Annotated in this window: 22 protein-coding genes; 16 read left to right on the top strand and 6 right to left on the bottom strand. The window is 36.1% G+C overall.

All coding sequences use genetic code 11. The features are described from left to right. The first annotated feature begins 81 nt into the window (after window positions 1-81). Together ACP5P5_RS00260 and dnaJ are read left to right on the top strand one after the other, a co-directional pair. A complete protein-coding gene (locus ACP5P5_RS00260) occupies window positions 82-663 on the top strand; it encodes a nucleotide exchange factor GrpE (RefSeq protein WP_428284116.1) in 582 nt (193 codons plus the stop codon). Window positions 664-700: 37 nt separating this feature from the next. Beyond that, complete coding sequence (gene dnaJ, locus ACP5P5_RS00255; protein ID WP_428284115.1) at window positions 701-1,867, top strand: molecular chaperone DnaJ; 1,167 nt, start codon at window positions 701-703, stop codon at window positions 1,865-1,867. Window positions 1,868-1,939: 72 nt separating this feature from the next. On the opposite strand, the gene rfaE2 is transcribed toward dnaJ, so the two are convergent. Genes rfaE2 through panC form a run of 4 tightly spaced genes read right to left on the bottom strand, consistent with a single transcriptional unit; the run spans window position 1,940 to window position 4,751 of the window. Then, entirely contained in the window at window positions 1,940-2,434 is a 495-nt protein-coding gene (gene rfaE2, locus ACP5P5_RS00250) for a D-glycero-beta-D-manno-heptose 1-phosphate adenylyltransferase (RefSeq protein WP_428284114.1), read from the bottom strand. Between the two features lies 1 nt (window position 2,435). Then, window positions 2,436-3,464: a lysylphosphatidylglycerol synthase transmembrane domain-containing protein gene (locus ACP5P5_RS00245; protein ID WP_428284113.1), complete on the bottom strand. Its 1,029-nt coding sequence runs from the start codon at window positions 3,462-3,464 to the stop codon at window positions 2,436-2,438. A 40-nt stretch (window positions 3,465-3,504) separates the two neighbouring features. After that, on the bottom strand, window positions 3,505-3,849 hold the full coding sequence (gene panD / locus ACP5P5_RS00240; protein WP_428284112.1) for an aspartate 1-decarboxylase: 345 nt from the start codon (window positions 3,847-3,849) through the stop codon (window positions 3,505-3,507). Between the two features lie 50 nt (window positions 3,850-3,899). Next, window positions 3,900-4,751 carry a pantoate--beta-alanine ligase gene (panC, locus tag ACP5P5_RS00235; protein ID WP_428284111.1) on the bottom strand — a complete coding sequence of 284 codons (852 nt, stop codon included), beginning with the start codon at window positions 4,749-4,751 and terminating at the stop codon, window positions 3,900-3,902. 104 nt (window positions 4,752-4,855) lie between these two features. Here panC and ACP5P5_RS00230 point away from each other — a divergent pair, with 104 nt between their 5' ends. From ACP5P5_RS00230 to ACP5P5_RS00205, 6 genes are all read left to right on the top strand, one after another. Then, on the top strand, window positions 4,856-5,668 hold the full coding sequence (locus ACP5P5_RS00230) for a glycogen/starch synthase (protein ID WP_428284110.1): 813 nt from the start codon (window positions 4,856-4,858) through the stop codon (window positions 5,666-5,668). Between the two features lie 95 nt (window positions 5,669-5,763). After that, entirely contained in the window at window positions 5,764-7,017 is a 1,254-nt protein-coding gene (metK, locus tag ACP5P5_RS00225; protein ID WP_428284109.1) for a methionine adenosyltransferase, read from the top strand. A gap of 99 nt (window positions 7,018-7,116) precedes the next feature. Then, window positions 7,117-7,683: an NUDIX domain-containing protein gene (locus ACP5P5_RS00220; protein ID WP_428284108.1), complete on the top strand. Its 567-nt coding sequence runs from the start codon at window positions 7,117-7,119 to the stop codon at window positions 7,681-7,683. Window positions 7,684-7,692: 9 nt separating this feature from the next. Further along, a complete protein-coding gene (rlmB, locus tag ACP5P5_RS00215) occupies window positions 7,693-8,463 on the top strand; it encodes a 23S rRNA (guanosine(2251)-2'-O)-methyltransferase RlmB (protein ID WP_428284107.1) in 771 nt (256 codons plus the stop codon). Window positions 8,464-8,474: 11 nt separating this feature from the next. Beyond that, window positions 8,475-9,341, top strand: a complete 867-nt coding sequence (locus tag ACP5P5_RS00210) for a hydroxymethylglutaryl-CoA lyase (RefSeq protein WP_428284106.1) — start codon at window positions 8,475-8,477, stop codon at window positions 9,339-9,341. Between the two features lie 19 nt (window positions 9,342-9,360). Beyond that, complete coding sequence (locus ACP5P5_RS00205) at window positions 9,361-10,365, top strand: GSCFA domain-containing protein (RefSeq protein WP_428284105.1); 1,005 nt, start codon at window positions 9,361-9,363, stop codon at window positions 10,363-10,365. Between the two features lie 13 nt (window positions 10,366-10,378). Here the strand turns inward: ACP5P5_RS00205 and ACP5P5_RS00200 are convergent, their stop codons facing one another. Beyond that, a complete protein-coding gene (locus ACP5P5_RS00200; RefSeq protein ID WP_428284104.1) occupies window positions 10,379-10,987 on the bottom strand; it encodes a tRNA-(ms[2]io[6]A)-hydroxylase in 609 nt (202 codons plus the stop codon). Between the two features lie 86 nt (window positions 10,988-11,073). On the opposite strand from ACP5P5_RS00200, the gene ACP5P5_RS00195 reads away from it, so the two are divergent. The 4 genes from ACP5P5_RS00195 to ACP5P5_RS00180 all read left to right on the top strand — a co-directional run bounded on the left by ACP5P5_RS00195 (window position 11,074) and on the right by ACP5P5_RS00180 (window position 16,365). Beyond that, entirely contained in the window at window positions 11,074-12,183 is a 1,110-nt protein-coding gene (locus ACP5P5_RS00195; protein ID WP_428284103.1) for an aminotransferase class I/II-fold pyridoxal phosphate-dependent enzyme, read from the top strand. 141 nt (window positions 12,184-12,324) lie between these two features. Next, entirely contained in the window at window positions 12,325-14,787 is a 2,463-nt protein-coding gene (locus ACP5P5_RS00190) for a penicillin acylase family protein (protein ID WP_428284102.1), read from the top strand. Between the two features lie 21 nt (window positions 14,788-14,808). After that, window positions 14,809-15,156: a hypothetical protein gene (locus ACP5P5_RS00185; protein WP_428284101.1), complete on the top strand. Its 348-nt coding sequence runs from the start codon at window positions 14,809-14,811 to the stop codon at window positions 15,154-15,156. A 162-nt stretch (window positions 15,157-15,318) separates the two neighbouring features. After that, window positions 15,319-16,365, top strand: a complete 1,047-nt coding sequence (locus tag ACP5P5_RS00180; RefSeq protein ID WP_428284100.1) for a rhodanese-related sulfurtransferase — start codon at window positions 15,319-15,321, stop codon at window positions 16,363-16,365. On the opposite strand, the gene ACP5P5_RS00175 is transcribed toward ACP5P5_RS00180, so the two are convergent. Continuing rightward, window positions 16,366-17,301, bottom strand: a complete 936-nt coding sequence (locus ACP5P5_RS00175; RefSeq protein WP_428284099.1) for a phosphoribosylaminoimidazolesuccinocarboxamide synthase — start codon at window positions 17,299-17,301, stop codon at window positions 16,366-16,368. Window positions 17,302-17,449: 148 nt separating this feature from the next. Between ACP5P5_RS00175 and ACP5P5_RS00170 the strand changes: the two genes are divergently transcribed. The 4 genes from ACP5P5_RS00170 (at window position 17,450) to ACP5P5_RS00155 (ending at window position 24,885) form a co-directional block, all read left to right on the top strand. Next, window positions 17,450-20,323: a TonB-dependent receptor domain-containing protein gene (locus tag ACP5P5_RS00170; RefSeq protein ID WP_428284098.1), complete on the top strand. Its 2,874-nt coding sequence runs from the start codon at window positions 17,450-17,452 to the stop codon at window positions 20,321-20,323. Window positions 20,324-20,457: 134 nt separating this feature from the next. Then, entirely contained in the window at window positions 20,458-21,444 is a 987-nt protein-coding gene (locus tag ACP5P5_RS00165; RefSeq protein WP_428284097.1) for a pyruvate dehydrogenase complex E1 component subunit beta, read from the top strand. Window positions 21,445-21,586: 142 nt separating this feature from the next. After that, window positions 21,587-23,653: a TonB-dependent receptor gene (locus ACP5P5_RS00160; RefSeq protein ID WP_428284096.1), complete on the top strand. Its 2,067-nt coding sequence runs from the start codon at window positions 21,587-21,589 to the stop codon at window positions 23,651-23,653. A 71-nt stretch (window positions 23,654-23,724) separates the two neighbouring features. Beyond that, window positions 23,725-24,885: a sigma-54-dependent transcriptional regulator gene (locus ACP5P5_RS00155; RefSeq protein WP_428284095.1), complete on the top strand. Its 1,161-nt coding sequence runs from the start codon at window positions 23,725-23,727 to the stop codon at window positions 24,883-24,885. Window positions 24,886-24,944 lie beyond the last annotated feature (59 nt).

Genomic DNA, 24,944 nt, shown 5'->3' with positions numbered 1-24,944 from the left:
AAGCGCAACTACTGCCATTTTTGCCGCTTAAGTGTAATTGGCAAAAAAATTGCCCTATACGTATCACTTCAAATTTGAGCTATGCAAGGAAAAGAAAAACATCAAAAACACGTAAATGAGAAGGAAAATCAGGTAAATGATACTGATTTAACATTCAATACTGACGAAAATGCAGCAGGATCTGCTCATTTAAATGAACCTGTGGCAGAACAAGGTCAAATAGAAAAATTAGAAGCTGAAATTCAAGAACAAAAAGATAAATATTTACGTTTGTTGGCTGAATTTGAGAATTATAAGCGTAGAACAGCCAAAGAACGTATAGAGTTACAACAAACAGCGGGAAAAGAAGTTATTGTGGCTTTATTGGAAGTATTGGATGATTGCGACAGGGCTGAGAAACAATTGAATGAATCGGATAATATTGCTTTACAAAAAGAGGGCATACAGTTAGTTTTCAATAAACTGCGTAACATTTTGCAAAGCAAAGGGTTAAAAGTAATGGATAGTTTACAGCACGAATTTGATACTGAAAAGCATGAAGCTATTACCGAAATAGCTGCCCCTACTGAAGCATTGAAAGGTAAAGTGTTAGATGAAATACAAAAAGGCTATTACTTAAACGACAAATTAATTCGTTTTGCAAAGGTTGTTGTTGGTAAATAAAAATTGGTAGTTTCTACTACTCCACAATCAAAAAATTATGTCAACAAAAAGAGATTATTACGAAATTTTAAACGTAACAAAAACAGCTACTGCTGAAGAAATTAAAAAATCCTATCGAAAAGTAGCCATGCAATATCACCCCGATAGAAACCCAGGTGATAAGGCCGCCGAAGAAAAGTTTAAAGAAGCCGCAGAAGCTTATGAAGTGCTGAGCGACCCTGATAAAAGAGCTAAGTATGATAGGTATGGTCATCAAGCCTTTGGCCCCGGCTCAGGTGGATTTGGTGGGGCACAAAATATGGAAGACATTTTCAGCCATTTTGGAGATATTTTTGGTGAAGATGTGTTTGGCAGTTTTTTTGGTGGTGGTGGCTCAAGACGTGGTAGTGGAAGTAACAGAAGACCTACAGGACAAAGAGGTAGTAATCTTAGAATAAAAATTAAGCTAAACTATGAAGAAATTGCAAATGGAGTTAATAAACAAGTTAAAGTAAAAAAATATGTAGTTTGTTCAACTTGTGGAGGCAATGGTGCAAAAGATAAAAGCAGTATTCAAAACTGTGGAACTTGTGGTGGAACAGGTCAGGTGCGCCGAGTTACTAATACTTTCCTTGGACAAATGCAAACTGTTACTACTTGTCCTACTTGTAATGGTGAAGGAAGTACTATTACCAATAAATGCACTGCTTGTAAAGGAGAAGGTAGGGTATATGGTGAAGAAACTATTTCAATTGATGTGCCAGCCGGCGTGCAAGAAGGTATGCAATTAAGCATGAGCGGAAAAGGTAATGCAGGTGAACGTGGTGGAATGCCCGGCGACTTATTAATTCAAATTGAAGAAGAACCACATCCGGAATTACAACGCGATGGATTGAATGTCGCTTATGACTTACATATTTCTATTCCTGATGCTATTTTTGGAACACAGGTTGAAGTGCCTACCATTGATGGTAAGGCTAAAATTAAAATACCGGCCGGTACACAAAGTGGTAAAATATTTCGGTTAAAAGGAAAAGGTTTCCCGGAAGTACAAGGCTATGCTAAAGGTGACCAACTTATTCATGTAAATATTTGGACACCACAAACTGTTTCTGCTGAAGAAAAAGCGATGTTGGAAAAGTTAAGTCAAAGCCCCAACTTCAAACCTCAACCCGGAAAAAATGAAAAATCATTTTTCGATAGGGTGAAAGAGGCCTTTCAATAATTGAATTGAAACATACAATAAAGCCCCTAACTCTTTAATTAGGGGCTTTATTGTATGAATTTAAAAACATCATTAGCCCAATTGCCTTATTTTTTGAAGAATACCTGTGGTTGAAAAACCATCTATAATAGGATTAATGAGCACCTTTCCTCCATTGGCCATTACTTCTTTTGCCCCAACAATGGTTTCAATTGTATAATCTCCACCCTTCACTAAAACATCGGGCATTAAAGCCTCAATGAGTTGCAAAGGGGTATCTTCTTCAAAAATAATAACTGCATCAACCATAATTAATGATGCAAGTATTAATGCTCTGCTATGCTCATTATTTACAGGCCTGTCATTTCCTTTTAATCGTTTGGTACTCGCATCACTATTTACCCCAACAATCAAATAATCGGCAGCTTCAGCCGCTTTAGATAAAGAGGAAATATGTCCTTCATGTAAAATATCAAAACAACCATTGGTAAAGGCTACTGTTTTATTGCGCATTTTCCATCCGGCCCTTATTGCTTTTAACTCATCCAAATGAAATATTTTTTGTTGAATAGCTTTTGTGTATCGCATATTAAGAAATTGTAGTAGTGGATTGTTGTGGTAATCTTTTTTTATTGTACCAAGGTAATAAACCCAGGCAAACAAAGCCCCAAAGTAAAATAATAATAAATTGTGCAAACCATTGCAAAGTTCCATTGGCATATCCTATTCCATAAGCAACCCCATTTTTTTCCAACACCATGGCCATAAAGTAAGCATAGGCACCTATTCCGCCGGGTGTTAAAATCATACCAATACTGGCAAAGGCCAAGGCAGAAAAAGCAACCGGAAAACCTAAACCGCTGGTGCCAATTGTTGCATAAAAACCAATCCATGTTCCTAAAAGATATAATAACCAAATAGCGGCCGAATAAAATATAAACAAACCTTTTTGTTTAACATTTTTAATACTGATGAGCCCTTCCCAAATTCCTTTAATAATTTTTTTAATTTGAATAACTATTTTAAGATGTGCAAATCGCTGAAACCAGTGCCGGATAATAAATATTACAACAATTAATACCAATATGGCAATTCCTAATTTGCGAAGCGATACGCCACCCGATTTAGATTGAAATAGTTGTTTGGTTAATTGAATGGCATAATCTCCAATAATTTCATATTGGGTTAAAAATGCTAATACGAAAACAATACCTAAAGAAAGCACATCAAAGGCTCTTTCTACCACTATAGTACCAACCAGTTTTTCTGCAGGCACTTTTTCATAACGAGCCAATAATGTACATTTCAAAACTTCGCCCAAACGAGGTACTGCAAGGTTAGCTAAATAACCAATCATAACCGCAAAAAAGGTATTGATAAGTGTTGGAAAATAGCCAAGAGGTTGCATTAAAATTTTCCAACGTAAGGCACGAAAAACATGGCTTAGTGTTAAAATGAAAAAAACAGGAATAAATAAAATGTACCTGGCATGCTTCAAAGCGCCGGTAAATTCATTCCATTGATTGGCCGGTATTTGATGTAGACTCCAGGCAACCAAAAAAATGCCCAGTCCTAAAAAAAACAAGTATTTGATAAATACCTTCAGTTTTCTTGCCATGCAGGTTAATTCTTACTGCAATTTACAGAAGCCTGATTAATTATAATTTATTTCCTGTTTTTGGAAATATTACATGTGGTTTAAATGTTTTGGCTGCTTCAAAATCCATTTGTGCATACGACATAATTACAATAATGTCGCCAACAGCGGCTTTACGGGCAGCAGGACCATTTAAACACACAACCCCCGAACCTCGTTGACCTTTAATTAAATAAGTTTCTAATCTCTCTCCATTGTTCACATTAACCACTTGAATTTTTTCATTTTCAATCATGTTGGCAGCATCCATCAAGTCTTCGTCCAAGGTTAAACTACCCACATAATTCAAGTTAGCTTCTGTAATAACAGCTCGGTGAACCTTCGATTTTAATACTTCTATTAACATAATGAGCGCAAAAGTAAAAGATGCTTTGATTATAACAAGTTTTCAAAGCATTAGTTAAGCGGTAAATTATCAATAAGCCGAACATTTTGTAAAAATGCTGCTGCTAAAACAATGGCCGGTTGTTGTGGGTTGAATTGTTCAATAGGTTTCAACGTGTGGGCATCGGCAATGCTTATGTAATCAACTTTTTCAAAGCCTCCTTCTATGAGTTTGGTTTTAGCCATGTTGATTAAAGCATCTAATTTGTATTGGCCTATGTTCTGTTTTATAAAAACAAGGGTTTGAAATAATGTTGCAGCTTTGTTAAAATTTTCAATTGAAAGCCTTCTGTTTCTTGAACTCATGGCCAATCCATTGGCCTCTCGAACAGTGGGTTCAATATGCAATTGAATATTGGAAAGTTGTTGATTGTACTGTAATAAAAATTGAATTACCATACACTGTTGGTAATCTTTACTACCCATGTATAAATGGGTGGGATTGACTAATTTAAGCAATTGTTCAACTATATAACATACACCTTGAAAGTGCCCGGGTCGGTATTCCCCTTCTAAAATCTGTTCCAAATCACCTAATGGATAGTTGTGGGGGATATGTGCGCCATTCGGGTACATTTCTGCTACTGATGGCAAAAACAAAACATCGCACTGGTGTTGTATTAACAAGTTAATATCAGCCTCAATTGAGATGGGATATTTTTCAAAATCTTCCTTGTTGTTAAACTGAGTGGGGTTAACAAAAATGCTAGAAACAGTATAATTCCCCGCTTTTTTACTGGCATCAATTAAAGCCAAATGGCCATTATGTAATGCTCCCATGGTAGGCACAAAACCAATAGATATGGGGTTATTTTGTGTTTGAAGCACTTTTTGCAATGCTTGTTTTGATTTGCAAATAATCATTTTGTTCAAAATTATTTGGTATTAAAGGGTATTTATCGCCTATTTGGTGTATTTTATTTAACTTTGCACCCTTAAAATTTGCCTCACGTAAATTGACTTAATTCATGTCAAAGAAAAGAATTTTATTTATTGCAACCGAAATGTCGCCTTATTTGGAGTTGACAGAGTTTGCAGAAGTGGTGAACAGGCTTGCAATAAAAAGCAATGACAGTGGTTTAGAAGTGCGATGCATTATGCCGCGTTTTGGTGTAATTAATGAACGCAGGCATCGCTTGCATGAAGTGGTTCGTTTATCGGGTATTAATGTTTCAGTTGATGATGATGACTATCCATTACAAATTAAAGTTGCTTCATTACCCAATGCCAGATTACAGGTATATTTTTTAGAAAATGAAGACTTCTTTAAGCGTAAACACATTTTTCATGATGATGATGAGCATTGGTTTGAAGACAATGGGTTGAGAAGTATCTTTTTTGCAAAAGGCGCTTTAGAAACAGTAAAAAAATTTGGTTGGGCTCCTGATGTAATTCATTGTAGCGGATGGATGACAGGGCTTATTCCCGTTTACATAAAAACAGCCTATAAACGCGAAGCTATTTTTAGCAATAGTAAAGTTGTATTTACAGTAGGTCAAAATACCTTCCAAGAAAATTTAGGCGCTGATTTTGTAAAAAAGGCTGTGATTAACGCCAACATAAAAGAAAAAGATTTAGAGTTATATAAAGATGCCAATAACACTTCTTTATTCAAAGGAGGAGCACATTTTGCCGATGCAGTTACCATTGGCGATGAAATGATTGAAAAAAAATTAGCCGACGATATTGCGAAACTAAAAGGCAAAACAATTGTTCCATTTAAAGGATTAGATTCCGATCTTTCTGAATACATTGAATTGTTTCAAGAGTTGGCTAAGTAAACCTTATACACATAAAACAAACACTGGTTTAATTACAAACATTTCAAATAGCATTACACTTATATTTGCAAACATATCTATAAAATCAAGTATTCATGTCTTATTTATTTACTTCTGAAAGTGTATCTGAAGGGCATCCCGATAAAATTGCCGATCAGATTTCTGATGCATTAATCGATAATTTTTTGGCATTTGATCCTAATTCTAAAGTTGCTTGTGAAACCTTGGTAACAACTGGTCAAGTAGTTTTGGCAGGTGAAGTACGTTCAAAAGCATACTTAGATGTGCAAGAAATTGCTCGTGGTGTTATTCGCAAAATTGGTTATACCAAAAGCGAATATATGTTTGAAGCGCATTCTTGTGGCGTTTTATCCGCAATTCACGAACAGTCTCCTGACATTAACCAAGGTGTAGAACGCCAAAAGAAAGAAGAACAAGGCGCCGGCGACCAAGGAATGATGTTTGGTTATGCTGTAAATGAAACCGACGATTATATGCCGCTTTCATTAGACTTGGCACAAAAAATCTTAATTGAATTAGCTGCTTTGCGTCGCGAAAACAAACAAATTAAGTATTTGCGCCCCGATGCAAAAAGTCAGGTTACATTAGAATACGATGACAATAACAAACCCGTAAGAATTGATACCATAGTTGTTTCAACGCAACACGATGATTTTGATACCGAAGCTAAAATGCAGGCCAAAATCAGAAAAGACATGATTGAAATTCTGATTCCAAGGGTGAAAGCTAAATATAAAAAATACGCCAAATTATTCAACAATCAGGTAAAGTACCATATTAACCCAACTGGTAAGTTTGTAGTTGGTGGCCCACATGGTGATACCGGATTAACAGGAAGAAAAATTATCGTTGATACTTATGGTGGAAAAGGTGCACACGGTGGTGGTGCATTCAGCGGTAAAGATCCTTCAAAAGTTGACCGCTCTGCTGCTTATGCAACTCGCCATATTGCGAAAAATTTAGTAGCAGCAGGCGTTGCCGACGAAATTTTGGTACAAGTTTCTTATGCCATTGGTGTTGCCCAACCCACATCCATTTATGTAAACACTTATGGTACTGCTAAAGTGAATATGAGTGATGCAGAAATCAGTAAAATTGTAATGGAATTATTTGATTTGCGTCCTTATTTCATTGAACAGCGTTTAAAATTAAGAAATCCAATTTACAGTGAAACTGCTGCATACGGACACATGGGCCGTAAGAATGAAGTAGTAACTAAAGAGTTTAAATCACCCGATGGTAAAGTAAAGAAAATGAAAGTGGAATTGTTTACTTGGGAAAAATTAGATTATGTACCCAAGGTAAAAAAAGCTTTCGGTATTAAATAAATAGCTAACTACTTGCACTAAATAGTAAAAGGCCGTCTATTTTGATGGCCTTTTTTCTTGTGCTTACATTTGCAACTACTTCATCATAAAAATATTGTTATGCCATTAGCAGAAAAAAATCCGTGGAAAATACTGAATGAAAATTTAATATATGAAAATGGTTGGATTGCGTTGCACCACTATCAAGTAATTAATCCTTCTGGTAATGAAGGCATTTATGGAAAAGTGCATTTTAAAAATATAGCCGTAGGTGTTATTCCGGTTGATGATGAAATGAATACTTATTTGGTGGGACAGTATCGATTTACTTTACAACAATACAGTTGGGAAATACCCGAGGGTGGATGTCCTGATAATGAACAGCCACAGCAAACAGCCCAACGCGAATTATTGGAAGAAACCGGGTTGAAGGCAGGCAAATGGGAATATTTAGGTAGTGCACACTTATCAAACTCCGTTACTGATGAAATTGCGGAATTGTTTGTAGCTACACAATTACAACAATTTTCGGCTTCGCCTGAAGAAACGGAAGAATTACAAATTAAAAAAGTGCCCTTACAACAAGCATTTGCAATGGTTGAAAATGGAGCCATTAAAGATGCTGTATCTATTATTGCTTTACAAAAACTGCAACTATTATGGATGCAGGGCAAATGGAAACCCTAATTTTGCAATATGGGTAAATCATCTGCATCATTAATAATTGGTAGGCAGCCATTAATAGAAGCCATTGAGCAGGGTAGAGCTATTGATAAAATACTATTGCAAAAAAATACTTCAGGCGATTCTATTGCTACCATTAAACAATTGGCTAAACAACACCAAATACCCATTCAATTAGTACCTGTTGAAAAGCTGAATACATTAACTAAGGCTAATCATCAAGGCATCATAGCCTTTGCGGCATTAGTTCCATACATGGATTTGCAACAGGTTATTGATTTTGTTGTGCAGCAGGGTGAAGCGCCACTGTTTGTTATGTTAGATGGCATTACGGATGTGCGCAATATTGGTGCCATTGCACGAAGTGCTGTTTGTTGTGGAGCACAGGCTATTATTATTCCCGATAAAGGTATTGGGGCATTAAATGAAGAGGCCTTAAAAAGTAGCGCAGGCGCCTTACAACATATTCAAGTTTGTAGGGTAAATAGTTTGTTGAAAGCTGTAGATACACTGCATTTAAATGGCATACAAGTGCATACTTCAGAAATGCGAGCTGAAAAAAATGTATTTGAATTAAATTTAACAATACCTGCCTGTATTATTATGGGTGCTGAAGGTAGGGGCGTTCAACCTTACTTAGCCAAGGCAGCAGATTATTTTTTTAAAATTCCTATGGCAGGAAATTTTGATTCATTTAATGTAGCGGTTGCAGCTGGTATTGTACTGTATGAAGCATTGAAGCAGAGACAGTTTAGTTCTATTACTGCAAATAAATTATCCTAATTACATAGGTTATGAAAGACACATTGACCAATATACAATTGATTGAGTGCCCCCGCGATGCCATGCAAGGATGGCATGATTTTATACCCACTCAGCAAAAAATAAATTATATCAATCAATTATTACAAGTTGGTTTTCATACGATTGATTTTGGCAGTTTTGTTTCTTCCAAAGCTATTCCTCAAATGGCTGATACTGTTGAAGTTTTAAAAGGACTAAACCTTCACAATACAAATACAAAGTTATTGGCCATTGTAGCCAATGTACGTGGTGCTGAGTCGGCAGTAATGTTTGATGAAATAACTTATTTAGGTTTTCCATTTTCTGTATCACCCACTTTTCAGCTGCGCAATACCAACAGTACACAAGAAGAAAGTTTACATACCATTGATGCTATTCAGGAATTGTGTTTAAAAAATAATAAAACTTTGGTGGTGTATTTAAGCATGGGCTTTGGTAATCCATATGGTGATGCATATAATGGTGAAATATTATTGCAATGGGCCAATGCTATGGTGCAAAAAAATATTGGCATTATTTCATTAGCCGATACAGTGGGTGTTGCAACCCCAAATCATATAAAGGCTGCTTTTGAAGTACTTATTCCGAAATATCCCAACATTATTTTTGGTGCACACTTGCATGCATCCGCCCAAAATAGAATGGCTAAACTATCTGCAGCATATGAGGGTGGTTGCACTCGATTTGATGGTGCTATTCGTGGTTATGGCGGCTGCCCAATGGCGCAAGATGAATTGGTAGGAAATATGGATAGCCTGGTAATTATGGAATACTTTCAACAAATTGGTAAAGACTTTAATTTTAATCAATCTGCACTAGAAAAAAGTATTCAACTGGCCGCCGAAATTTTTGTTTAATACGTATTATTTTTTATTCATGAAATTTCATGCAGAATTTGATGTTCAAAAATTAGCAATACCTATTCATCATCAACACAAAATAATGTTGATAGGATCCTGTTTTACAGAAAACATAGGTGAAAAATTAATCAATGCAGGATTCCGGGTACATCAAAATCCTAATGGAATTTTATTTAATCCGGTAAGTGTAGCTGAAGCAATCATTAATATTATTTCAAAAAAAGAGTATACTCCTGCTGATTTATTCTTTTTGAATGAAAGTTGGCATAGCTGGCAATTTCATAGTCGCTTTTCCGGTGTAACTTCCGATGAAGCAACAGAAAAAATGAATGCTTCAATTGTTAATGCGCATCAATTTTTGCAAACAGCCGATTATCTTATTGTTACCTTGGGTTCTGCTTGGGTATATAGTTTAACTGCTGAAGCGGCCAATGCTAAACCCGGTACCGTTGCTGCAAATAATCATAAAGCACCTGCCGCATGGTTTCAAAAAAAATTAATGGATACTACACAAGTAATTACTGTATTGGGAACTATGTTAGATAGATTGGGTGCATTCAATAAAAACATAAAAGTAATTTTTACAATTAGTCCTGTTCGGCATTTACGCGAAGGTGTAATTAATAATAACCGAAGCAAAGCAGCTTTAATTAGTGCTGTGCATTATTTAGTCGAGCAGTTACCACAGCTTTATTATTTCCCTGCTTATGAACTAGTAATTGATGATTTGCGCGATTATCGGTTTTATGCGGAAGATTTAGTTCACCCTAACCATGCAGCAACAGAATATGTTTGGACAAAGCTGAAGGAAGCTTGTATGACTAATGAAACTATTGATTTAATTGGACAAATTGAAGAAATACAAATAGCCAGACGCCATGTTTCCTCAAATCCCAAATCACAACAGCATCAAACATTTTTAAGAAAATATGCTACCCTAACACAGCAATTGTTGAAAATGCATCCATACCTTCCTTTACACCATATGCTGGATTATTTTACGAATGCAATCAATGAATAAATATGTCTTATCATTAGTGTATTCTATCGCCTCTTAATTCATTGCTTTGCATTACTTGTGCTTCATAAGTCAGCCATTGCTTCCAACGTTCGTTTACTTTTTCAGCAGGGAAGTACAACCGAGCTAATTCAATAAATAATGTATAATGGCCGGCCTCACTTTCCATAAAGCGCCTGTAAAATTTTCGTAAACCGGCATCTTCTAATCCTTCGCTAAGTCGCTTAAAACGTTCGCAACTGCGGGCCTCAATCAAAGCCATGGTTAAAAGTTTATCTAATAAACGTCCTTCTTCACTACCGCCTTTTTGTTGAAAGCCTAATAATTGATTAACGTACACGTCTTTACGTTGCTTTCCTAAATTCAGTTTTCTTTTTTCCAATTCTTGCAATACCAACCGAAAATGTCCCCATTCTTCCGTAACAATGGGGGACAGTTTATGCACTATTTCTTTTTTGGAAGAATAGTGCTGAATAATTGAAATACATGAAATGGCTGCTTTTTGTTCACAGTAAGCATGATCGGTTAAAATAGCTTCCGTACTAATGGAGGCCAATTGTACCCAACGTGGGTCAGTTATTAATTGCAGATTTAAAATTGATTTTACATCTACGGTATCTTCCATAAAAAAGTATTCCCGGCAAAATTACTACCCTCAGGTATTCTTTCCTCATGTTCAGTTAAACAATAGTATTTCATTAGTTTTGACTTATGTATAACGACCATTTTCTTGATAAAAAAATTGAAGAGCGAACTGCACTTGGATTATTACGAAAGCTGAAATTGCCCGATATGAATGCTGTTGATTTTTTTTCCAATGATTATTTGGGCATTGTGAAAAATCATTTGATTCATCAGGAAACTTCCCAATACTTCGCATTTGGTGCAACAGGTTCACGTCTTTTGTCAGGTAATTATGCATTAATGGAACAAGTGGAGAAAATAATTGCCGGTTTTCATGAAACAGAGTCGGCTCTTTTATTCAATTCCGGTTATGATGCAAATGTGGGTGTTTTATCTTCTATACCACAAAAAGGCGATACTATTTTATACGATGCTCTTTCTCATGCTTCCATACGCGAAGGCGTAAGGCTTTCATTTGCAAAAAGTTTTTCTTTCAAGCACAATGATATGCAGCAGTTGGAGGATAAACTAAAGACTGCAAAAGGCAATGTTTTTATTGTTACGGAATCGGTTTTCAGTATGGACGGCGATGTTTGTCCATTACAAGATTTGATTCATTTATCGCAAAAGTATGGTGCTCATTTAATTATTGATGAAGCGCATGCTACCGGTATTATTGGAAATAAAGGAGAGGGGTTAACCCAACATTTGCAAGTACAAAACAGTGTGTTTGCACGTATTCATACATTTGGAAAAGCATTAGGATGCCAGGGTGCTGTGGTTGTAGGTTCTAACAGGTTAAAAAAATATTTAATTAATTTTTCTCGCCCGCTTATTTATACTACCGCTTTGCCACCCATATTGGTACAGGGTATAATGAAGTCGTATCAACTGTTCCCAACTATGGAATCAGCACGTAGTTTATTGCGGCAGCACATTCAACAATTTCAACAAGCAAAAATTCCATTTCAAAAACTAAATTCACAAACCCCCATTCAAGGGGTGGTTATACCCGGTTATGAACAGGTAATTACAGTAGCTCAACATTTACAGAAAAATGGAATGGCGGTGCGCCCCATACTATATCCCACTGTACCCAAAGGCGCAGAGCGACTAAGAATAGTTTTGCATGCCTTTAATACTAAAGAAGAGATTCAAAAATTGTTGCAATTATTGAACAATATGAAAGCTTCATAATTCTCTGTAACAAATTTGTTGATGTATGCAAAAATTTGTTATTTTCAATTAGCAATCATTGGCTTTTGGGTATAAATAATTATTTTTTGCCACCAATTTCAAAATAGCGATGATTAAAAACCATTGAAACAAATCTTGTCTATGAAATATGTCTACACTCTAATAGCAGCAATTTTTACCATTGCTTTAATTATTGTATTAAATGTTCAATTACCTGCAGGAAAATCAAAAACCCCGCGTTTGGGTTATTTTTTATCGCCACAACTGGGTTTTTGGCAAAATGCCGAAGGTGAAAATGCCAATTTTGGCGGGAAATTGATATTGCCGCAATTAAAAGGGAAAGCTGATGTGTATTTTGATAATAGATTGGTACCCCACATATATGCAGAAAATGATGCAGATGCCTATTTTTTACAGGGCTATTTACATGCTAAATTCCGTTTGTTTCAAATGGAGTTTGAAACTAACGTTGCCGGAGGACGTTTGAGTGAAATGATTGGTAAGGACGGATTAGCCATTGACAAATATTTCAGAAGATTGGGTATGGTTTATGCGGCTGAAAATTCATTGAAGGTAATGGAAGCCGACCCGGAAATTAAAGCAGCTATGGATGCTTATACTGAAGGGGTGAACGCTTACATTCAACAATTAAAACCTTCTGAATTGCCTATTGAATTTAAATTATTGAATGTGCAACCTGAATTGTGGACTAACATGCGTTCCGCGTTGTTTCTAAAATTCATGTCGTATGATCTAACCGGACAGGGGGATGATGATTTATTGATGACGAATACCAAAAATTTGTTGGGATATGATTTATTCCAAAAAATGTTTCCCGATAGAGCCGATTCATTGGATCCAATTTTGCCAATTGGAACCAAATTTGAAAAACCTTCAATCATACCTAAAATTCCTGCCAATATTGATTCTGTTTATTATGGTATTGCCGGTGGTAATACAACAGCCATTCCACCCATTATTCCCAATAAAAACAATGGTAGTAACAATTGGGCTGTTAATGGAACAAAAACCAAAAGCGGGCGCCCCATTTTATGTAACGACCCCCATTTAGGTTTAAATCTTCCATCACTTTGGTATGAAATACAAATAAACACACCCACACAAAATACTTATGGCGCTACCTTTCCGGGTGCACCTTGCGTAATTATAGGTTTTAACGACAGTTGTGCTTGGGGGGTAACCAATGCCGGTAGAGATGTAAAAGATTTTTATGAAATGAAATTTAAAGACAGTACCATGCAAGAGTACTGGTTTAATAACGAATGGAAAAAGGCTGAAATAAGAAAAGAAGTTATAAAAGTAAAAGATGGGCCGGATGATGTGGAAACTTTAGCCATGACAGTATTTGGTCCGGTTATGTATGATAAAAGTTATCAAAGCAAAAATAAAGATGGTCATTATTATGCCGTTCGTTGGAAGGCGCACGATGGGAGTAATGAATTAGCCTCATTTTATCGTTTAAATCGTGCTAAAAATTACAACGACTATCAAAATGCCATTGGTTATTTTCAATGCCCGGGACAAAATTTTGCATTTGCCTGCAAAAATGGAGATATAGCTATTCAACAACAAGGTGCTTTTATTGCTAAATGGAAACACCAAGGCGAGTTTGTAATGCCCGGAACGGATAGTAGTTATATGTGGCAAGGGGTAATTCCAAATAAAGAAAATCCTTTAATGTATAACCCGGCAAGAGGGTTTGTGAGCAGTGCCAATCAAATGGCGGTTGATACTACCTATCCATACTATTTAGGCCGTGAAGGAAATTTTCCTATTTATCGTGGAATAATTATCAATAGATTTTTATCGCAAATGCAAAATATAACTCCAGAAGATATGATGCATATGCAAACCAATAACTATAATGTTTTTGCTGAAATGGCTCGTCCTGCTTTGTTAAAGTATTTAGATGAAAAGCAACTAACCCCTGTTGAAAAGAGATATATTGACAAATTAAAATCATGGAATTTGGTGAGTGATTATGATGCTACTGCGCCAACTATTTTTGAATGTTTTTGGGATAGTGTATTTGTAGGCACCTATGCCGATGAATTAAACAGTACCGGCTTGCCGTACATGTGGCCCGATCAGTCAACATTAGTGGAAGCAATGATAAAGGATACAAATTATATTTTTGCTGATGATATTCGCACAAAAGATGTAAAAGAAAATATGCAGACCATAGTGCAACAAGCATGTAAGAAAGCTTGTGCCGCATTAGAAGATATTGAAAAAGATGGGCGACTGCCTTGGGGAAAATATAAAGATACCTACATTGGTCATTTATTGAAAATTCCTGCCTTTAGTAAACTACATGTGCCAATAGGCGGGGGAACCAATATTATTAATGCTACTACTTCAAATCACGGACCCAGTTGGCGGATGATTGTGCATTTAACAGATAAAACGGAGGCATATGGTGTTTATCCCGGCGGACAAAGCGGCAATCCCGGCAGTTTTTATTATGATAATTTTATTGAACAATGGGCTGCTGGAAAATATTATCCATTGCTTTTTTTAACACGTGATATGGCTGAAAAGAGCTCAGAAATAAAATGGCATTTACAATGCACCAAAGCATAACTAAAATAAAAATAATTGAATATGAAATTCGTAATATCTATATTAATAACAGCACTTTTGAGTTTTGCTTTTAGTTTATATGCAGCATTTCCTTGGTATACCTTTGCTATATGTGCATTCGTAGTAGCTTTGGCTATTCATCAAAAACCTTACAAAGCTTTTTTGGCTGCATTTATTGCATTGTTTTTATTGTGGGGAATCTGGGCATTTTTGATTGATGCGGCTAATGATCATATCTTGTCGAAAAAAGTAGCCCAAATATTACCACTTCATGGTTCTTCTCTGGCTATAATTTTGGTTACAGCGTTGGTTGGAGGTATTGTTGCCGGAATGGCTGCCTTAACAGGTAGTTTAATTAGGAAAATTTAACCTTTCGATGTTATTAGCTTTTAAAGTTCAAATTTTATAACATTGATTGTTTAAAATTGATACTTTTGCAACGATATTTTGCCCACCCTGCAAGTGGGTCCATATTGTTAATGGAACTTTTTTTGCTGTAAAGCAATAAAAAGTCTGAAATGTAATTTTACCATGGCATTGTTGCACAACCGTATTAACAATGAGGAGTTAAAGCAACGCCTCATGCAAGAAACTGAAAAACGTATTACTGTAAGTTTCTATCAGTATTTTGAAATTGAAAATCCGCCTGCTTTCCGCGATTATTTGTACAAGAATTTACATGCCTTGAAGGTCTTTGGCCGTATTTATTTGGCTAAAGAGGGCATTAATGCACAAGCAAGTGTGCCCGAGTCAAATTTTGAGGTCATGAAAAACTTTTTATACAGTATTCCTGCCTTAAATGGTTTGCGAATAAATATTGCGGTTGATGATGATGGGAAAAGTTTTTGGGTATTGAAAGTTAAAGTACGTGAAAAAATTGTAGCAGATGGTATTAACGATCCATCTTTCAATATGTACAAAAAGGGCAAATATGTTGATGCTGTTACCATGAATAAATTACTGGAAGATCCGAATACGATAGTAATTGACATGCGTAATCACTACGAATACGAAGTAGGCCATTTTGTAAAGGCAATTGAAGTCCCATCTGATACCTTTAGAGACCAACTTCCTATGGCAGTGGAAATGATGAAAGGTAATGAAGACAAAAATATCATCATGTATTGTACCGGTGGTATTCGTTGCGAAAAGGCTAGTGCTTATATGCTACACAAAGGTTTTAAAAATGTGTATCATTTAGAAGGCGGTATTATTAATTATGCCAGGCAGGCGAAACAACTTGGTTTAGAAAGTTATTTTAAAGGTAAGAACTTTGTTTTCGATAATCGTTTGGGTGAAAGAATTACGAATGATGTTATAGCCCGTTGCCATCAATGTGGTAAGCCCTGCGATACACACACCAACTGTAAGAATAATGGATGTCATTTGTTGTTTATACAATGTGAGGATTGTGCTAAAACCTACAATGGTTGTTGCAGTAAGGAATGTGCCGATACACTGAACTTGCCGCTTGAACGACAAAAACAATTACGTAAGGGAATAGACAAGGGCCAAAATATTTTCCATAAATCTAAAGCTCGCTTACGGCCACGTCTTGACGAAATAAATGGCGTTTAGTTAATAAATGCCAATTTCTTTTAATGAAGCTACAATTTTTTCAAAAGTTTCCGCTTCGGAAAGTGGTTCGGGTTTAAATGTAACACCAATTAACTTCTCATATAATTCAATGTAACGATTTTGTATGGTGGTAATCCATTCTTCACTCATTTCAGGAACCATTTCTCCCTCTTTACCCATAAAATGATTAGCAATAAGCCACTCTCTTACAAACTCTTTACTTAGTTGTTTTTGCTTTTCACCTTTCTGTTGTCTTGCTTCAAAACCATCGGCATAAAAGTAACGCGAGCTGTCAGGTGTATGAATTTCATCCATTAAATAAATTTCATCACCAATTTTTCCAAACTCATATTTGGTATCAACTAATATTAAGCCTTGTTTAGCAGCTAATTCTTTACCTCTAGCAAACAATGCTAAAGTCAATTTTTCTAATTGCTCCCATTCTTTCTCTGATGCCAAACCTTGTGCTATAATGGCTTCTTTTGAAATATCTTCATCATGTCCTTCCGCTGCTTTTGTACTGGGGGTAATAATGGGTGAAGGGAAAAAATCATTTTCTTTCATTCCCTCGGGTAAAGGAACACCGCATAAACTTCTTTTGCCCGATTGATAAGTACGCCAAGCATGGCCGGTTAAGTTTCCTCTAACAACCATTTCAATTTTAAATGGGTTACATTTTTTCCCTATGCTTACTTGTGGTGCAGGAACAGCTAATAACCAATTTTTGCAAATATCTTGTGTAGCATGCAGCATATGTGCTGCAATTTGGTTTAATACTTGCCCTTTGTAAGGTATAGGTTTCGGTAAAATTACATCGAATGCAGAAATACGATTACTGGCTATCATAACCAGTGTATTATCGGCAATGGTGTAAACATCTCTTACCTTGCCTTTATAAAAATTTGTTTGTTTTGGGAATTGATATGTTGCTGTCATACGTCAAAAATACAAGTAGCTATTTAAAAAACTGTACATTTAATTTTTTTGGATGTGATTGATTTCCAAATTTTTTTCGAATTATTTTTTTAATAATTTTTTTATTCAGCCAACATTTTTTTATATTGCTTAAAACAAAATCTGCCATATGAGAAAATTACAATTGGTGCTATCATTATGTTTGGTATGCTGGTTAATCTTTCCACAGCTATCTTTTGGTCAGGAACCTACTGTAGTAAGTGGGGTTATTAAAAATGCCAACAATAATGAAACTGTATCTTCTGTTTCTGTAACAATTAAAGGAGGTACTAGTGGTGCCTATACCGATGAGAAAGGTTATTTCAAATTTACCACCTCACAAAAACCTCCATTCACACTTGTTATTTCTTCTGTAGGTTATGCCACAAAAGAAGTAAATTTTACAGGTTCACCTATCGAAACTAGTATTCAACCACATTATGCATTAGGTGAAGAAGTGGTTGTAGCTGCTTCACGTGTGCCTGAAAAAATTATTGAATCTCCTGTAACTATTGAAAGGGTCGGTGCATCTACAATTCGTCAGGCTCCGGCATCAAACTATTATGATATTATAGGAAATTTAAATGGAGTTGATGTTGTAGCTTCTAGTTTAACATTTAAATCGGTTGGTACTCGTGGTTTTAATGTGAATGGTAATTTACGTTTAAACCAAATTGTAGATGGAATGGATAACCAGGCGCCCGGTTTAAACTTCCCGGTAGGTGGGGTAATTGGCTTAACTGAGTTAGATGTAGAAAGCATTGAATTGCTTCCCGGTGCATCTTCAGCTTTGTACGGTCCTGGAGGAATGAATGGTACTGTATTAATCAACAGTAAAGATCCTTTTAAGTACCAAGGTTTAAGTTTTCAAATTAAGCAGGGTGTAAACCATGTTGATAATTATCAACGTAATGCTGCTCCTTATTACGATTGGAGCTTACGTTGGGCTAAAAAAGTTTCTGACAAATTTGCATTTAAAATTGCTACGCAATATGTGCAGGCGCAGGATTGGATAGCTAATGATAAACGTGATTATTCTCGCACTACAGGTACACCTAATGGTCAGGTAATTCCGGGTACTCGCGATTCTGATCCCGCATATGATGGTGTAAACGTTTATGGCGATGAAACGAATTTAGTAAATGCAGGCGGTATTACTTTTAATACATTGGCACAACAAGTAGGGCAAGGTTTCATTGCGCAAGGAGTGCCTAGTTCAGTTATCAATGGTATTGTATCTACTATTCCTGCTAACCAAAATGTTTCTCGTACAGGTTTTGATGAAAAATTTGTAATTGCGCCTACTACTTACAATTTTAAAATTTCAGGTCAGGCAGTTTATAAAATTAACAGCCGTACTGATTTAATTGCTGAAGGAAATTGGGGTACAGGTAGCACAGTTTATACTGGTTCAGACAGGTATGCTTTAAAGAACTTGAAAATGGGGCAGTATAAAATTGAAATGAAGAATAAGAACTGGTTTTTAAGAGCTTATACAACTCAGGAAAATGCAGGAGATTCTTACAACTCAACCATTGCTGCTCGCTTGTTTAATGAAGCATTGTTACCTAGTGGGGGTGCAACAGGATGGTTTTCACAATACACTCAAAATTATATTAAGTCAAGATTGCCGGCTGCTTTAGGCGGAGCGGCATTGAGTGATGCTGCTGCACAAATTTATGCCCGTGCAACTACCGATGCAGCTTCTGGAAGACCAACAGGTGCCATTTATAATAATCCATTATTCCAAAAAATTGTACAAACTCCCATTTCTAAAGGCGGCGCTTTATTTGTTGATAAAACAGCCTTATATATGGTAGAAGGTCAGTATAATTTAACACATGCGTTAGGTTTGGAAAAAACCAAAACCGATTTATTGGTGGGTGGAAACTGGAAACAATATGCCTTAAACTCACAAGGAACTTTATTTGCTGATACTGCCGGTAAAATATACATCAATGAAGTAGGTGCTTATGCACAAGTATCACAGCAATTGTTCAATGATGTTTTAAAATTAACAGCTTCCGGTCGGTATGATAAAAACAGCAATTTCGATGGAAAATTCACACCTCGCTTTTCTGCAGTTGTAAAACTGGCCAAAAATCACAATTTGCGTTTCTCTTATCAAACCGCTTATCGCTTCCCCTCTACCCAAAACCAATGGATCAATTTGTTAGTAAGTGGGGGTACTCGTTTAATGGGTGGTTTACCACAGTTGCGTAATTATTATAACTTCAATAATAATCCATCCTACACGTTGGCAAGTGTACAAGCTTTTGGTGCTTCCCTTCAAGCTGGTACGCCTAACCCCGGATTATTGCAGGTACAAAATTTTGGAAAATTTAAACCGGAATCCTCTAATTCATTCGAAGTGGGTTATAAAGGCTTAATAGCACAAAAATTATTAATTGATGTTTATGCTTATTGGGCTACGTACCAAGATTTTTTGGGTAGTGTAACGGTAGTACAATCTCAAAATGGTTCACCTTTAGGTTTGTTAGGCTTAAATCCAAATGGTACTTCCGGTAATGCAGCAGCAACACGTACTATTTACAGCATTTCTGTAAATACCCCGGGTAATGTTTCTACAAATGGTTGGGGTGCTTCTGTACAATATTTATTGCCAAGGAATTTCTCTGTAAATGCTAATTTGTATTCTGATCAAATTGGTAGTCTTCCTTCTGGTTTTGTGTCTTATTTCAATACGCCTAAAATTAGAACAAATATTGGGTTTAGCAATTCCGGATTTTTATTAAACAACCGCTTAGGCTTTAGTTTAATGTATCGTTATCAAGATAGCTTTTACTATGAAGGTACCTTTGGTACCGGCACAGTTCCATCCTTTTCAACTATTGATGGGGTAATTACCTTTAAATTGCCTGCAACCAAATCAATGATTAAAATTGGTGGAACCAATTTGTTGAATCATTACTACACTAATGGTTTTGGTAATGCACAAATTGGTGGGTTGTATTACATTAGTTATGGATATAACGTTTTTTAATACCCTATTAAATTTTAAAAAAAGCCCTTTGAAAAGCTTCAAAGGGCTTTTTTATTGATGAAATAGCCAGTTTTTGGTTTTATACCCGATAATCTTCTATTTTTGCTACTCAAATTTCACTAACCGATAATTTTATGCGATCAATAGCTTTTAGAGAGGCACTAAGAGAGGCCATGCAAGAAGAAATGAGAAGAGATGAAAGAGTGTTTTTAATGGGTGAAGAAGTTGCTGAATATAATGGTGCTTATAAAGTTAGCCAGGGTATGTTAGCAGAATTTGGTGCTAAACGTATCATAGATACACCTATTACCGAATTGGGTTTTGCAGGCGTAGCCGTTGGTGCTGCTCAAAATGGGCTAAGACCGGTTGTTGAGTTTATGACATGGAATTTTGCTGTTTTGGCTTTAGACCAAATTTTAAATACCGCCTCAAAAATGTTAGCCATGAGCGGAGGACAAATTTCCTGCCCCATTGTTTTCAGAGGTCCCAATGGTAGTGCCGGTCAATTAGGGGCGCAACACTCAACCGCTTTCGAAAGTTATTATGCCAATATTCCAGGAATCAAAGTAATTTCTCCTTCTAATGGTTATGATGCAAAAGGTTTGTTGAAACAAGCCATTCGTTATGAAGAGGATCCAGTTATGTTCATGGAAAGTGAGGTGATGTATGGTGATAAATGTGAAGTGCCTGATGAAGAATATTATATTCCCATTGGAAAAGCCGACATCAAAAAATCGGGTAGAGATATCACTATCGTTTCATTTAATAAAATGATGAAAGTTGCTTTAGGAGCTGCTGCTGAATTAGAAAAAGAAGGTGTAAATGCCGAAGTAATTGACCTTAGAACTATTCGCCCTTTAGATTGGCAAACCATTTTAGAAAGCGTTAAGAAAACTAACCGATTATTAATTGTGGAAGAGCAATGGCCATTTGCTTCTGTAAGTTCTGAAATTTCTTATCGTATTCAAAAAGAGGGCTTCGATTATTTAGATGCACCCATTCGTAGAATTACAAGTGCTGATGCTCCAATGCACTATGCTCCCAACTTAGCAGCTTTAGCTATTCCTGATGTTGAGCGTACCGTTAAGTTAGCTAAGGAAGTGATGTACATGAAAAAATAAGTGTAAATGTTTCTTAATATAAAATCCCGAAATTTTTCGGGATTTTTTTTGTTTCATTAATTATTGAATCAACTCAGTAAAGGCAGATTAAATGGCCTAATTTTATGCTTGTATTTGCTGGCATCTTAACCAGATTATAATAATGAAATATTTAGCACTAGTTATTGGAATAGCATTTTTTCAAAAAGTATATGCGCAAACAGTAAATAAACAAGTTGCATTTGGTAATGATACATTGGCGGAAGTAACGGTGCATGCATTTATGTTGAATAATAAATGGAAAGAGGCACCTGCTGCTGTTGCCATTATTAGCCATTCAGATATAGAAAAAACTGCGCCCACTAGTTTACTGCCTGCCATTAACTCCGTTGCCGGGGTAAGAATGGAAGAACGTTCTCCGGGTAGTTATCGTCTTTCCATTAGAGGCAGTACTTTACGTTCTCCATTTGGTGTAAGAAATGTAAAAGTCTATTGGAATAATATTCCCATTTCTGATGGAGGTGGAAATACGTATTTAAATTTAATTGATGTTAGCCAGATTAATAGCATGGAAATTATCAAAGGCCCTTCTTCCAGTGTTTATGGGGCAGGAACAGGCGGTGTATTATTAATGAATTCGCTTCCAAATTTTAGTAATGAGGTGCAGCATCATGTAACAGCAGGTATCACCGGCGGCTCATATGGTTTGATGGCTGAAAACACAGGTTACACCCATCAAAACAAGCAATTTGCATCTACCTTACAGCAAAGCCATTTACAATCAAACAACTATCGTCAACAGAGTGCCGTTAGAAGAGATACTTATAATTGGGTAGGAAAATGGCAAACTAATTCGCATACCTTTGATGTTTTAGCCTATTATACCAATATGTATTACCAAACGCCGGGAGGTTTAACATTGGCTGAAATGCTTAAAAATCCTACTTCTGCAAGACCACCATCGGGTAATATTCCCGGTGCTGTACAACAAAAATCTGCTATATATGATAAAACAGGTATGGTAGGAGTGCATCATACATGGAAAATCAGTTCCGCATTTTCTAATGAGGCCACTGTAATGTTAAATCACAATGCAATTACCAATCCGTTTTTAACTAAATATGAAAATAGAGATGAAACCAATACCGGTTTAACCGAACAATTTATTTACCGGTTGCAAAAAAAGCAATTCAATATAACTTGGATCAATGGGGGGGAATGGCTTTACAATCATTCTCGAATTGATGATTATAACAACTTAAATGGTGTAGCAGGAGCAGTTCAATTTAAAGATAACTTATTTGCAAATCAGTGGTATTTATTCTCGCAATTACAAATCAAATTGTACAAATTAATTTTTAATGCCGGACTCAGTTACAATAATCAATTACTCAGTTATCGCAGATTAACTGATACTGCTATGTTGCACGACTTGCGAACACAAAGCCAACAGGTAACAACACCGCGTTTTTCGGTAAGTTATGCAATTAATAGCGCTATAACTTGGTACGGCATTGCAGCTAAAGGTTTTTCGCCACCTACTTTGGCCGAGTTTTTTCCGCAGGACAGAATTTTTCATTCCGAATTGAAACCTGAATATGGCTGGAACTTAGAAACAGGATTTAAAGGTAGCTTACTCAATAATGCATTGCACTTTGATGTGGCAGCCTATCGGTTTCAATTGCAAAATGCCATAGTGATGCGTATTAATGCACAGGGGCAGCAATATTTTGTCAATGCCGGGGGGGCCATGGAAAAAGGAGTGGAGGCATCTGCTCATTATAAAATTTTGCAACAGCCTTTTAAGCTAATAAAAAAATTGTCTGTTTGGGGAAGTTATAGCTATCAGCCATATCATTTTTATAATTACAAACAAGGAAATACCGAATACTCGGGAAATGCTGTTACGGGAGTGCCCAAAAATAATTTTAGTGGTGGAATTGATGTGGATACTCGCAATGCATACTATTTGCATATCATGCTATTTGCTACAAGTGCTATTCCTTTAAACGATGCCAACTCAGTATTTGCTAATAGCTATCAAAATTTACAACTGAAAATGGGCAAGAACTTTCAATGGGGAAAATGGCAATTGAATGCATTTGTAGGAGCAGATAATCTACTAAATCAGCAATATAGCCTGGGAAATGATTATAATGCAGCAGGTGGCCGATATTATAATTCTGCTCCATTACGTAATTTTTATGTAGGCTGTCAACTACAGCTTTAGGCGGCTTTAACGGCGGTTCTGTTTAAAACAATTACGAAACACTTATCTTAGCAAAAACTATAAGTAGTTATATGTCACAAATTTTGGTAATAGATGACGAACGTGCTATTAGAAGTGTGCTCAAAGATATTCTTAGTAATGAAGGCTACAAGGTAGAAGAGGCAGTTGATGGAGAAGATGGTTGGAAAAAATTTGTAGCCGGAACTTTCGATGTGGTATTATGCGATATAAAAATGCCCAAAATGGATGGCATTGAGTTTTTATCGAAGGCATTGCTTGAAAAGCCGGAAGTACCCATCATTATTATTAGTGGGCATGGAAATATTGAAACAGCTGTAGATGCTGTGAAGAAAGGTGCTTTTGATTATATTTCAAAACCACCCGATTTAAATAGATTGCTCATAACCATTCGCAATGCTTTGGATAAAACAACCTTAGTAAAGGAAACCAAAGTTTTAAAAAGAAAAATAAGCAAGGTTCAAGAAATTATTGGTGAAAGCGAAGCTATTCAAAAAATTAAAGATACAATTGATAAAGTGGCACCCACTGATGCCCGGGTTTTAATAACCGGAGAAAATGGAAGTGGAAAGGAATTGGTAGCCCGTTGGGTACATGAAAAAAGCAATAGAGCCAATGCACCTCTAATTGAAGTAAACTGTGCAGCTATACCTGGCGAATTAATTGAAAGTGAATTATTTGGCCATGAAAAAGGCTCTTTTACCTCTGCCATTAAACAACGTATTGGCAAATTTGAGCAAGCTAACGGTGGCACCTTGTTTCTCGATGAAATTGGTGATATGAGCCTTCAGGCGCAGGCTAAAGTGTTAAGAGCATTGCAAGAAGGAAAAATAACCAGAGTTGGTGGTGATAAAGAAATTAATGTAGATGTTAGGGTAATTGCCGCTACCAATAAAAATTTATTGGAGGAAGTGGAAGCAAAAAATTTCCGATTAGATTTATATCATCGGCTAAGCGTTATTCTAATACACGTACCATCATTAAATGAACGTGTTTCAGATATTCCATTATTAATTGAAAAATTTTTAGAAGATATTGCCGAGGAATATGGTGAAGCAAAAAAAGTGATTGATAAAAAAGCCATAGAAGCATTACAAAACAAAAAATGGTCGGGTAATATTCGTGAATTACGGAATGTAATTGAAAGGTTAGTCATATTATCGGGTAAAACCATCACTGTTGACGATGTAACCAACTATGCTTTACCGGCTTAATATAAGTTTGGGTTTTGTTTAACAAATCTAAACCAAGCTTTGTAACATTGTTAAAAGCA

Origin of the sequence: Hydrotalea sp. (genome assembly GCF_049968455.1) — a bacterium.
Taxonomy (GTDB): domain Bacteria; phylum Bacteroidota; class Bacteroidia; order Chitinophagales; family Chitinophagaceae; genus Hydrotalea.
Note: the sequence above shows the minus strand (reverse complement) of the source record. Positions and strands in the feature narration are given on the sequence as shown.